The following is a 12,260-nucleotide window of genomic DNA, read 5'->3' as shown; positions in this document are numbered from 1 at the left end:
CGCCTCTCCTCCCTCACGCCCGCGACAGCGCGGGCCGCGGCTCGCCGCCCGCCGTCCGCTCTGCCCTGTCCCCGGGCCGCTCCCCGAGCACCACCGGCGTCGGCGAGGTCACGCGCCCTCGGCGGTCCTTGGCGACGCGGACCATCAACCGGTTCTCGGCGACCTGCTCGAGCTCCAGCCGCATCGCGACCGGCAAGGGCATCGGCCGCGCCGCCTGGCGATCGGTGAGGAGCAGGATCGTCCCGTCGCTCCCCTCGATCGCCAGGGCGAGCTTGCGCACCACGTTGACCCAGCGCGCGAGGTCCTCCTCGCGGCGCGCCGCCCCGGGCGCGCTCCGCTCCCCCTTCCCCGCGCCCTGGCCGAAGGCCCCCGGGACCCCGGCCACATCGATCACGAGCACCGCGAACGCCCGGCTCATCGCCATCCGGACCGCGACCTTCGCGAGCACCTCCGGCGGGGGCCGCACCACGAGCAGCCGGCTCAGATCGACCTGCGCGCGCGCGACCGCCGGCGCGAAGAGCGAGCCGCTCGGGTCGATCCACGCGCACCACGCCCCCGCCGTCGCGCTCGTCCCGCGCAGCCGCGCCTCCGCTTGCGCCGAAGCGCACGCGGAGAGGGCGAGCGAGGTCGACCGCCCCAGCCCCCGCGGCGCGGCGAGCTCCACCACCCCCCCGCGCGGCAGCCCCCCTTCCGGGAGCGCGTCGTTGATTTCCCGAAGGCCGAGCGGGAGCGTCTTGGCGCGCGCTTCGAACTCGGGGAGGGTATGGCGCAGGAGGTCCCGGGCAAGCGGAGCGGCAAGAGCGGCGGACGACATACTGAACACGATAACAGTGCCCCCGCGCGGCTGCCAACTTTGCAGGACGAACAACGTCCTACCTGCGCCCGTGGCGTTCTCCTTTCGCCCTCCCAGGGCTCTGGAGCGGCCTCTCCGGCAATTTCTGTGCAGATAGGATGGCAGGACGACGGGGATGAAGCGAATGCCGTCACGGGCTCTTCAATAAGTCCGACCGGGGCAGGTCGACCTCATGGCCGGCGATGACCAGCGCTCCTGCCAGCAGCCTCGCCGCGCGCGCGGCGGGCCCGACGCCTCAATGCGGCGGAGCTGCCGCTGCAGGGACGCCCCCGATGTAGCGTGAGCTCGGGCGAATGAGCCGCCCCGCGCGCCGCTGCTCGTCGATGTGCGCGCACCAGCCGGCGACCCTGCCCACCGCGAAGGTCGGCGCGAAGAGCGCGCGTGGCAGCCCGAGCGCGTCGAGCAGCACCGCCGTGTAGAACTCGACGTTCGCGCGCAGCGGGCGATCCGGGTGCCGCGCGCGGAGCGCGGCCTCCGCCGCCCGCTCGACCTCACGCGCCAGCGCGAGCCGGGCGCTCTGCGCGCCGCCTGCCGTCCGCCCGAGCCGCTCGATCGCCCGCTCGAGCACCGCCGCCCGCGGATCCCTCACCCGGTAGATCCGGTGGCCCATGCCCATGATCCGCCGGCCCGCCGCGAGCTCGGCCTGGATCCAGCGCTCGGCGCAGCCCGGGAGCGGCGCGCCGCCCTCGCCCGCCTTCGCCGCGACCGCGTCCAGCATGTCGAGGACCGGCCCGGGCGCGCCGCCGTGGAGCGGCCCCTTCAGCGCGCCGATCGCCGCGACCACCGCCGAGATCGCGTCCGACCCCGTCGAGGTGACAACGCGCGCGGTGAAGGTGGACGCGTTCATGCCGTGATCCGAGACCGTCACGAGGTACGTGTCGAGCTCGCGCGCCTCGGCCTCGCTCGCCGCAGCCCCCCGCGCCATGCGCAGGTAGTCGGCGGAGAGCCGGAGCGCCGGATCGGGCGCGACCGGCGCCTCCCCCGCGCAGCGCCGCGCCCACGCCGCCGCGAACGTCGCGACCGCCCCGGCGATCGCCGCGGGCGGGACGTCGGCCGAGAGGTGCGCGACCGCGGCGCGGAGCGCATCCATCCCGTCGCTGGCCTGGAGCGCGTCCCCGAGCCGCCCGAGCAGCGCGAAGGCCCTCGTCCGCCCCTCGGCGATCGCTCGCCGGAGCGACTCCCGCTCCGCCGCCCCGGGCAGCGCGCCGCCCCAGAGCAGCCCGCACACGTCCTCGAAGGTCACCCCGCCGCCGCCGGCGAGCTCCTCGACGTCGTGGCCCGCGAGGGTGAGCCTCCCCCGCTCTCCGTCCACCTCCGAGAGCCGCGTCTCCGCCACCACCACGCCTTCCAGGCCGCTCGCGAGCGGCGCCGCCACATCCCTCATTCCGATCACCTCCGCTGACGACATCTTGGGCACCGCACGAGGTTGATCAACCTTGATTGTACAATCAACCATGCACGGCCTCGAAGCGCGTCGAGGAAGAATCCCGGAGGAAGCCGAGGAGGGCGGTGCTAGGAGGGAGGGGTGTCGCCGGCGCGCGCGACGCCGGCGCCTCGTGCATCGGAAGACAGGATGGATGCGACGTTGATGGGCGCTCATGGTGGATCTACCTGACTCCGGGCAACGGCCGTCGGCGTACGTGACCGGCGCCGAGGCGGCGGAGCTGCTCGGCGTGAAGCGGGAGACGCTCTACGCGTACGCGAGCCGGGGCGTGCTCCGGGGGGTGCCCGGCGGGCGAGGGCGCGCGCGGCTCTACCTCCGGGCGGACATCGAGCGGCTCAAGGCGCGGCACGACGCGCGCGCCGGCCACGGCCCTGTCGCCGCCGAGGCGCTCCGGTGGGGCGAGCCGGTGCTCGAGTCGGCGCTCACCGCGATCGGCCCGCGCGGGCCCGTCTACCGGGGCAAGGAGGCGGTCGCGCTGGCGCTCGACGACGTGCCCTTCGAGGCGGTCGCCGAGCTGCTCTGGACGGGCGAGCTGCCGGCGGAGGGCGCGCCGGCGGCGCGGCCAGGCCGGCTGAGCGTCCGCCCGGCCAAGCTCGCGGCGCTCCTGCCGGAAGGCGCGCCGCCGTTCGTCGCGCTCGCGCTCGTGGTGCCCGCGCTCGGCGCGCACGACCCGACCCGCCACGTGGGCGCCCCCTCGGGCGACGGGCGCATCCCCACGGGCGACGCGGAGCGCACACGGGCGCGGGCCCTCGTGCGATCGCTCGCGGCGCTCGTGGGCCTCGGGCGGGACGCGCGCAGGGCGGCCGACGCCCTCGACGCCGACGGGGCCGCGCGGCGGCTGCTCATCGCCCTCGGCGCGAACGCCTCGAAGAAGGCCGAGCGCGCCGTGAACCGGGCGCTCCTGGTCTCGGCCGATCACGAGCTGAACGCCTCGACGTTCGCGGTCCGGGTGGCCGCGTCCACCGGCGCCGACCTCTACGCCTGCGTCAGCGCGGGGCTCGCCGCGCTCTCCGGCCCGAGGCACGGCGGCATGACCGACCGGGTGGAGGCCCTGGTCGCCGAGGCGGGCCGGCCCGAGCGCGCCGCCGCCGCGGTCCACGAGCGGCTGCGCCGCGGCGAGCCCATCGCAGGCGTCGGGCACAGGCTCTACCCCGAGGGCGACCCCCGCGCCCAGCTGCTGCTCGACACGGCCCGCGCGCTCGCCCCGCAGAGCACGGCCTTGCGCACGGTGCTCGCGCTCGTCGACGCGCTGCGCGACGCCGGCCTCGATCCGCCGTCGCTCGACCTGGGCCTCGTCGCGATCGCGGCCGCGCTCGGCCTGCCGGCCGGCACGGCGGCGGCGCTCTTCGCGGTGGGGCGCGCCGCCGGCTGGATCGCCCACGCGTTCGAGCAGCGCGAGGCGGGGTACATGCTCCGGCCGCGCGCCCGGTACACGGGGCCCTGATCGCAGCCTCCTGACGCCATCGACGTCAGGTCCGAAGCGGCACTGCGCGCAAGACGAGAAGCGTGGTTCGCGGGGTGGTGGGGCCCCGACGAGCTTCGCTCGGCGGGGCGGCGGGGGCGCGTGCCCCCGCCGTCAAAAATCGACCTGCATTCCGAGCTCGACCACGCGGTTCGGCGGCAGACCGAAGTACGCCGTCGCCGGCCGCGCGTTCCGCGAGATGAAGGCGAACAGCCCCTTGCGCCACCGGGACATCTTCGAGCGCCCGGTCGTCAGCAGCGTCTCCCTGCCGAGGTAGTAGCTCGTCCTCCCGAGATCGATGTCGAGCCCGTGCCGCTTGCACCCCTCGAGCACCGACGGCGCGTTCGGCGTCTGCATGAAGCCGTAACACGCCGTGACCTGGTAGATCCCCTCGCCCCGCGGGATCACCGTCGTGCGCCGCTCCGCCGGCACCTCCGGCACGTTCGTCACCTGGATCGAGAGGAGCACCACCTGCTCGTGCAGCACCTGGTTGTGCTTCACGTGGTGCAGCAGGATCGGCGGCGTGCCCTCCGGGCTCGACGCCATGAAGACCGCCGTCCCGCGCACCCGGTGCGGCTTCACGCGCTTCACGTCCTCGAGGAACATGTCGAGCGGCAAGATCGCCGACTTGATCGCCGCTGCGAGGTGCTTGCGCCCCGTCTTCCAGGTCGTCATCACCGTGAAGATCGCCGCGCCCATCACGATGGGCACCCAGCCCCCGTGGAAGAACTTGGCGCTGTTCGCCGCGAAGAACGCGAGATCGATCACCAGGAAGAGCCCGGCGAGCGGGAGCGATTTCCAGACCGGCCAACCCCACGTCTTCCGGGTGACCACGTAATAGACCACCGTGGTGATCCCCATCGTCCCCGTGACGGCGATGCCGTAGGCAGCCGCGAGCGCGCTCGAGTTCTTGAACGTGAGAACCAGCACGATGCACGAGATCAGGAGCCCGCTGTTCACCTCGGGGATGTAGATCTGCCCCGCCTCGTCCTTCGACGTGTGGACCACCGTGACGCGCGGGAAATACCCGAGCTGCACCGCCTGCTGGGTCAGCGAGAAGGCCCCGGAGATGAGCGCCTGGGACGCGACGACCGTCGCCGCGGTGGCGATCGCCACCGTGGGGTAGAGCGCCCACGACGGGACCAGCGCATAGAACGGGTTCGCCGCCGCGGTGGGGTCCGCGAGGAGCTTGGCGCCCTGGCCGAAGTAATTGATGAGCAGCCCGGGCCAGACGATCGTGTACCAGGTGTACTTGATCGGCACGCGGCCGAAATGCCCCATGTCGGCGTACAGCGCCTCGCCGCCCGTGATGCAGAGGACGACCGCGCCGAGGATCAGGAAGCCATGCAGTTGATTCTCGACAAAGAAGCTCACCGCGTAGGTCGGTGAGACGGCCCGGAGCACTCCGGGGCTGCCGATGATCTCCTTGGCCCCGAGGAGGACGAGCGTGACAAACCACACGAGCGTCACGGGCCCGAAGATCGACCCGACCCCGGCCGTGCCGCGCTTCTGCACGAGGAACACGGCGAGCAGCACGCCGCAGGTGATGACCGGCACGACGGAAGGGTCCAGCTTCGGGATCGCGACCTCGAGGCCCTCCACGGCCGAGAGCACCGAGATCGCGGGCGTGATCACGCCGTCGCCATAAAGTAGCGCCGCGCCGAAGAGGACGAGGAGCACGAGGAGGCCGCGGCCGTCGCCCTTGCGATCGCCGCTCGGGACGAGCGCGAGCAGCGCGAGGATGCCGCCCGCGCCCTCGTTGTCGGCCCGCGTGATGAACGTCACGTACTTGATGGTCACCACCATCATCAACGACCAGAACATCAGCGAGAGCACCCCGAGCACGTTCTCGGGCGTCGGAGCGACGTGGTGCGGGCTGCTGCGGCTGAAGCACTCCTTCATCGCGTAGAGCGGGCTCGTCCCGATGTCGCCGTAGACGACCCCGAGCGCGGCCAGCATCAGCGGCCACATCTTCTTCGAGCTCCCCATGTGGGCGCGCTCGGCCATCGGAGAGGGCGCGGGGCGCTCTGCGGCAGGGACCGGTCGTGGGCTCATCGTCATCGGGGGCGGATCCTACTCCATCGAGAGCGCGCCTCGCGAGGAGGCGGAGCGCGACGGCTCAGCCGAGCGCGCGCGCCGCCACGGTGAGATCTTCGATGAAGCGGGAGAGCTCGGCTCGCCTCGTCGCTTCGTCCGGCATGCGGAGGATCGACGCGGGGTGCACGGTCGCCAGCACGCGCGGCGCGAGCGGCGAGGCGACGATCCTGCCGCGCTCGCGCGTGACCCGGAACGAGCCGCCGAGCAGCGCCTGCGCCGCCGTCGCGCCGAGGCATACCACGATCGCCGGCTGCACCACCGCGATCTCCGCGGCGAGCCACGGCAGGCACGCGCGGATCTCGCGCGCGTCCGGCTTCATGTGGATGCGGCGCTTGCCGCGCGGCTCCCACTTGAAGTGCTTCACCACGTTGGTCACGTACGCCCGGCGCCGCTCGATCCCCGCCGCCTCGAGCGCGCGATCGAGCAGCTGCCCCGCTGGGCCCACGAACGGTTTACCGGCCAGGTCCTCCTTGTCCCCCGGCTGTTCGCCGACGAGGAGCACGTCCGATCGCGCCGCGCCTTCGCCGAACACCGTCTGCGTCCCCCGCTCCCAGAGCGGACACGCCTGGCACCGCGCGGCGGCCTCGCGCAGGCTCGGCAACGAGGGAGGGCTGGGGACGAGCGCCGCCGCCGTCGCCTCGCCGACGCCGCGCCCTGCTGCATTTCGTCTCGCCACGGTCGCCATGACCGCCTCCGCAGCATCGCTCGTGCCATGGGCAATGCGGCGCGGTCGAACGCGCCGCGTCGCGAGGAGCGCGGCCGACGAGCGTCTTGACGGCATCCGGCAGCCTTCCCATAGTGCCACGGTCCTCCGACGTTGACCGACCAGTCAGAATGCCCCGCCTCGCCGATCGCCGCGCCAGGATCGAGCTTCTCCGCGCCGCCGAGGCTGCCTTCACCGAGCGCGGCCTGGCCGCCGCGAGGGTCGAGGACATCACCGAGCGCGCGGGCGTCTCGAAGGGCGCGTTCTACCTGCACTTCCAGAGCAAGGACGACTGCTTCAAGCAGATCGTCGAGACCTTCATCGCGCGCCTCGCCGACTGCGTGGAGCCGCCGCCCGTCGTCTTCGAGGCCGAGCGAGCGTCGGTGAATGAGTACTTCAAGCGGCTCCTCGCCCACGACATGGAGGTGCTCGAGTTCTGCTGGCAGAACCGGGCGCTCCTCAGGATGATGCTGGCGGGCGGCGGTGGGACCCCGTACGCCTACCTGATCGACGAGTTCGCCCAGCGCGTCGCCCGGCAGGTGGAGGGCCGCCTCCGGTACGCGATCGACATCGGCCTCTACCGGCGCGATCTGGATCCCAGCGTCATCGCCGCGCTCATGTCCGGCGCCTTCGATCGCCTGGTGCGCAAGCTCATCGACGCGCCGTGCAGGCCAGACATCGCGGCCTGGGCTGCGCAGGTGCTCCAGCTCTTCACGCACGGCCTGCTCGCCCCGGAGGTGCGCGCCGTCGCTGACCAGTCGGTCATGGAAGCCCCCCCGCGCAGCGCGCGGCAGACCGCCGATCCGGCGCCTGCCTCGGCGTCGAGCAGCGAGCGCCGGCGCTCCAAGGCGAAGACGACCTAGGTGACCTGGCTGACGAGGGGGCACCGCGCACCGCGCTCCCGCGGTCGTCGGCGCACTCCGCCTCCATCGGAAACGTTGGAGCCGTCGGAACCGCCGATAGAGCAGGAGCCTTGGAAACAGGATCCAGTCCGCCGCCAGCCGTAGGGCTTTGCCTGAATGAAATGGCCGGAAACCCGGCGGTACCAGGACAGCTTACAGGGAATCCCTGACGAACGATTCCACATCGCCCTAGCGGTCGGTCGGGCAGCAGCTGAGCTACAGCTAGCAGTCAACGGGATTTTCGGCAGGACAGTGAGGGGGTGGATCGGGGGGCCGGAGGGGAACCGTTCAGGCAACTCGGGAAGAGCGCAGCCTTGGAGAGCGGTCCTGCCGTTCAATCGCGCCAGGCTGACCGTCGCGCGCTCTGGCCGGTCACGGGCACTCTCTGGACGGCTCTCCGCAGAGGAACGGAACTGTCGAGGGGGGCGGAATGGGCATACAGACGGGTCGTGATGGACGGTTAATCCACGAGCTGCTCCGGCAGACCTGCCGATCGATCCAATGGCGTGCGGACACCGCAACGTCGATTGCAGAGAGGATCGAGGTCGCCCTCGCCGAGCACGCGCTCCACGTCTCCACGCCGGACGTCGACCTGCGCGTCCGGCTGACCAAGGACTTTGCGCTCGCCATCGCGATACGCGTGCTCTCCTTCGGCGAAGACGCCGAGGAGTCGCTGAGCAAAGCCCTGTGTCAGGACAGATCGCTCATGGCGGAGCTCGTGAAGGAAGAGTGGCAGCTCGTGCGCACCGCCTGCAGAACGGCCGAGCAGACCGCCGGGACGCTGGTGCTTTTGACGGCGGTACCGGGGGCGTGAGACCGCGAGCAGGACGCACGCCGAGAACGCGACCGGGCCCACGAGGCGATAGAGATGGCGCCCCAGACCAGCTACAGCATCTACGTTCGCTTCCGGGGCAGGCGGCTCGCGCTCATGAGGCACATCCGCTCGCTCGAGACGGCGCGGTTCCAGCTGCGGTCCTTCCGGGCAGAGCGGTTCCACGACGCCGATCAGGTCTTTCTCGTCAACGACGCGACGAGGCAGATCGTCGACGAACGGGGGTGGGAGGACGCCGGAGAGGCCGGGGAGGCTCGGCAGATCAGCGTCGACATGCGCCTTCCGACCGATGGCAAGCGTACGGAGCGCACGCACGACGCGGGGAACGAGGCGGCTCGATCGCTGGGAGGGGCGCAGGCTCCCGCGCTGCTCGCGGCGCTCGAGGCGCCGGCGCCGCCGCTCGCGGCGCCCCCCGATCACCTGGGGCGATCCGACGGCGAAGCCCGGCACGTTCCACCGGAGAGGAGATGCTCCGGGGTCGAGAACCCGGAGCCGCCGCGCGCACGCCTGCGCCGCGCGATCGCGGCAGCCCAGGTCGCCCGAGCGCGCCACGACGCCGCGCTGGAGGCCCTGACCAGGCTCCAGCCCGGCGGGAGGATGGATGAGATGACCCTGAGGAGGCTCAACGATTCTGCCCGAATGGTATCCGATCGATCCGCACACATCATCGAGCGGCTCGAGCAACTCCTGAAGCGCCTGGAAGGGGCGCGCTGATATGGTGAGATGACCGTGAGGCGCCGTGTCCCATGCGCGACATGGACGACGACAGCCATCGTTGACCGACCGCCCACCGGAACCCTGGCTTAGTCCCTGTCAGGCTCTCGCCATAGCGAGACGCGTGAGAGAGCGCCCAACCGTTCAAGCCGACAATGCCCGAACAGAAGAAGTCACGCCGGACGCAACTCGGGGCACCGGGCCAGAGCGACGCCGCGCCCCAGGCCGGCAGGGCGTCCGCGCCGGGGCGGGCGCCGGTCCCGCTCCAGGGCGCCGGCGAGAGCGCCGCAGCGGTCGAGCCGCGCCCCGAGGGCGAGCTGCGCTTTCCCGTAGTCTGTGTCGTCGCTTCGGCCGGCGGGCGCGGCGCGATCGCGGAGCTCCTCCGGCGGTTGCCCAGCAGAGATACGAGCCTCTCTCTCGTCCTGATCTACAGCGCAGATCCAGGGGAGCTCCCCCTCCTCGAGCTCGTGGCGCAGAGCAGCCCTCTCCCTGTGGCCGAGCTCCGATCGGGGATGAAGCTCGCGCCTGGTCGTGTCCAGGTCCTGCCCCCGGAGGCGCAGGCGACGCTGGCGGGGCTCCGCGTCGACCTCGCGCCGCGGGGCGAGGGCGGCCCGGGCCCAGGTGATCTCTTCCTGCGCTCGCTCGCGGGCGAGCTGGGGTCGGGCGCCGTGGCCGTCGTGCTGTCCGGCGCCGGGAGCGACGGCGCGCTGGGGCTGAAGGACGTGAAGGCCGAGGGCGGGGTCACCTTCGCGGAGAACCCGCGCGGCGCCGAGCGGCCGGCGCTCCCGCGGAGCGCCATCGCGGCCGGAGGCGTCGACTTCGTCCTGAGCGTCGAGGAGATCGCGGCGGAGCTCGTGCGGATGGGTCGCCCCGGGCACGTGCTCGCTCCATGGCTCAGGCAGGGTGCGCCCCTCGGAATGGACCCCGATCTCAGCAAGCTCCTGAGGCTGCTTCACGCCGCGGTGGGCGTCGACTTCAGCCAGTACAAGAAGAGCACGCTGCGGAGGCGCATCCAGCGGCGAATGACGCTCCACAGGCTCGCCACCCTCCAGGATTACCTGGAGCACTTGAAAGCGCACCCCGGCGAGATCGAGGATCTCTACCAAGACCTCCTCATCAAGGTCACCACGTTCTTCCGCGATCCGGGCGCCTTCGCCGCGCTGAAGACCCACGTGTTCCCGGTGCTCATGCACAGCAGGCCGCAGGACTCCCCTGTTCGCATCTGGGTGCCGGGCTGCTCGACGGGCGAGGAGGTCTACTCTCTCGCGATCTCGTTGCTCGAATTCCTCGAAGCCGACGCGACCGATCATGCCATCCAGATCTTCGGCACCGACCTGAGCGAGGCCGCCATCCAGCAGGCGCGGTCCGGGATCTACATCGAGAGCATCTCGATGGACGTCTCGCCCAGCCGGCTGCGCCGCTTCTTCGTCAGGGTACAAGGCGGCTTTCAGGTCAACAAATCGGTCCGCGATCTGTGCATCTTCTCGCGCCACAACGCCGCGGCCGACCCGCCCCTGTTGAAGCTCGATCTCACCAGCTGCCGCAACCTGATGATCTACCTGGAGCCGAGCCTGCAGCGCCGGCTGCTGCAGACGTTCCACCAGGCCCTCAAGCCCACGGGGTTCCTGCTCCTCGGCTCGTCCGAGAGCCTCACCACGACGCCCGATCTGTTCGGGGTCGTGGACAGGACCCACAGGATCTTCTGCAAGCGCGCCGCGCCGGAGGCGGCCCACTCGCTCGCCCTCGCCGCGCCCGCTCTGCCCGGCGCGCCGGTGGTCGCCCTGGCGACGGAGGGGCCGCGGGAGCCCGAGGGGCTCGGCATGGAGGCGGTGCGCAGGGAGGCCGACGCCATCGTCATGGCGCGCTATGCCCCCGCCGGCGTGGTCGTGGACGAGGAGATGCAGATCGTCCAGTTCCGGGGCAAGACGGGGCCCTACCTCGAGCCGTCACCGGGCGACGCTAGCCTGCACCTCTTCAAGATGGCCCGAGAGGGGCTCGTCCTCGGCATCCGGGCCGCCATCGACGCGTCGATGAACTCGGGGGCGATGGCCCGCAGGGAGCAGATCAAGGTCAGGCAGGACGAGAAGATCCGGTACGTCGACGTCGAGGTCTGGCCGCTCAAGGTGCGGCTCCCGCAAGGGCGCTGCTTCCTCGTCACCTTCTCCGAGTCGGGCGCCGCGAGGCTGGACCGGCCGGGCAGCGACCCGGCCCCGAGCGACGCCCAGAAGGATCTGGAGATCGTCCAGCTCCGCAGGGAGCTCGTGACCACGAGGGAGTACCTCCAGTCGCTCATCGATGAGCTCGAGGCGACGAACGAAGAGCTCCTGTGCACGAACGACGAGCTCCTCGCGAGCAACGACGAGCTGCAGAGGGTGAACGACGCGCTCGAGGGCGCCCACGACGAGCTCCAGTCGGCGAACCAGGAGCTCACGACCATCAACGAGGAGCTCCGCAGCAGCAACGTCGCGCTCGGCCTCGCCAACGACGAGCTGCGCAAGCACCTCGGCGACATGAACATCCCGATGCTGATGGTCGACGCGGACCTGCGGATCCGCCGCGTCGCCGGCGCCGCCGACAAGCTGCTCGGCCTCGCCGCGAGCGACGTGGGCAGATCCATCCTCGAGGTGAAGTCGAGGAGCGTGGCCGACATCGCGCCCGTCGTCGCCGAGGTGCTCGGCAAGAGGAGCACCGTCGAACGGCACGTCGAGGACCGCGACGGGCGCTGCTATCTCATGCGGGCGCGCCCCTCCCGGACCACCGACGACGAGGTCGACGGCGCGGTGATCTGCTGGCTGGAGAGCGAGGCGCCGAGGAGCGCCGCGCGCGAGCTCGCGGGCGCGCGCGGCGGCCTCTCCGCCGTCTTCGAGGTGCTGCGCCATCCGTTCCTCCTGCTCGACGGGGAGCTCCGGATCCGGGCGGTCACCCGGCGCTACTGCGAGCAGTTCATGGTCCCTCTCGGCGACATCGAGGGACGATCGCTCTCGGCCATCGATGCCGGATGGAACACCCCTCAGCTGGAGCAGCAGCTCCGGGACGTGCTCCACCGCCGCGCCGCGCTCGTCGACTTCCGCCTCGAGGCCGTGCTCGCGCACGCCGGCCGCAGGACGCTCTCGTTCTCAGCCTTCCGGCTCCAGGCCGACGAGGGCGAGCTCCCGGCCCTGCTGCTCGTCGTCGAGGACAGGACGGCGCCCGAGATCGACCCGGCCGCTCCATCCAGGGTGCGGCCAGCGCGCCGCCCCGGCCCCGGCTGACG

At 71.9% G+C, this 12,260-nt stretch carries 9 protein-coding genes; 5 read left to right on the top strand and 4 right to left on the bottom strand.

Annotated elements, in window-relative coordinates; translation table 11 throughout:
- Positions 1–13: 13 nt before the first annotated feature.
- Positions 14–814: a recombinase A gene (locus tag WMF29_RS09305; RefSeq protein WP_437328499.1), complete on the bottom strand. Its 801-nt coding sequence runs from the start codon at positions 812–814 to the stop codon at positions 14–16.
- 274 nt (positions 815–1,088) lie between these two features.
- On the bottom strand, positions 1,089–2,237 hold the full coding sequence (locus tag WMF29_RS09300) for a citrate synthase (RefSeq protein ID WP_437328498.1): 1,149 nt from the start codon (positions 2,235–2,237) through the stop codon (positions 1,089–1,091).
- A gap of 214 nt (positions 2,238–2,451) precedes the next feature.
- Here WMF29_RS09300 and WMF29_RS09295 point away from each other — a divergent pair, with 214 nt between their 5' ends.
- Positions 2,452–3,741, top strand: coding sequence for a citrate synthase family protein (locus WMF29_RS09295; protein WP_437328497.1), 1,290 nt, complete (start codon positions 2,452–2,454; stop codon positions 3,739–3,741).
- Between the two features lie 132 nt (positions 3,742–3,873).
- On the opposite strand, the gene WMF29_RS09290 is transcribed toward WMF29_RS09295, so the two are convergent.
- Both WMF29_RS09290 and WMF29_RS09285 read right to left on the bottom strand, forming a co-directional pair.
- Positions 3,874–5,820 (bottom strand): potassium transporter Kup, encoded by a 1,947-nt coding sequence (locus WMF29_RS09290; RefSeq protein ID WP_272101417.1) that lies wholly within the window; start codon positions 5,818–5,820, stop codon positions 3,874–3,876.
- A 58-nt stretch (positions 5,821–5,878) separates the two neighbouring features.
- The gene (locus WMF29_RS09285; protein ID WP_437328496.1) at positions 5,879–6,541 is read right to left on the bottom strand and encodes a UdgX family uracil-DNA binding protein; all 663 of its coding nucleotides are present in this window, start codon (positions 6,539–6,541) and stop codon (positions 5,879–5,881) included.
- A gap of 149 nt (positions 6,542–6,690) precedes the next feature.
- On the opposite strand from WMF29_RS09285, the gene WMF29_RS09280 reads away from it, so the two are divergent.
- The 4 genes from WMF29_RS09280 (at position 6,691) to WMF29_RS09265 (ending at position 12,258) form a co-directional block, all read left to right on the top strand.
- Positions 6,691–7,422, top strand: coding sequence for a TetR/AcrR family transcriptional regulator (locus WMF29_RS09280; protein ID WP_272101415.1), 732 nt, complete (start codon positions 6,691–6,693; stop codon positions 7,420–7,422).
- A gap of 469 nt (positions 7,423–7,891) precedes the next feature.
- On the top strand, positions 7,892–8,275 hold the full coding sequence (locus WMF29_RS09275) for a hypothetical protein (RefSeq protein ID WP_437328495.1): 384 nt from the start codon (positions 7,892–7,894) through the stop codon (positions 8,273–8,275).
- Between the two features lie 54 nt (positions 8,276–8,329).
- Positions 8,330–9,007 (top strand): hypothetical protein, encoded by a 678-nt coding sequence (locus WMF29_RS09270; protein ID WP_437328494.1) that lies wholly within the window; start codon positions 8,330–8,332, stop codon positions 9,005–9,007.
- 155 nt (positions 9,008–9,162) lie between these two features.
- Positions 9,163–12,258 (top strand): CheR family methyltransferase, encoded by a 3,096-nt coding sequence (locus WMF29_RS09265; protein WP_437328493.1) that lies wholly within the window; start codon positions 9,163–9,165, stop codon positions 12,256–12,258.
- The last annotated feature ends 2 nt before the right edge of the window (positions 12,259–12,260 follow it).

It is taken from the genome of Sorangium sp. So ce381 (assembly GCF_051473845.1).
GTDB lineage: Bacteria > Myxococcota_A > Polyangia > Polyangiales > Polyangiaceae > Sorangium > Sorangium atrum.
This window is presented reverse-complemented; position numbering and strand designations above follow the sequence as displayed.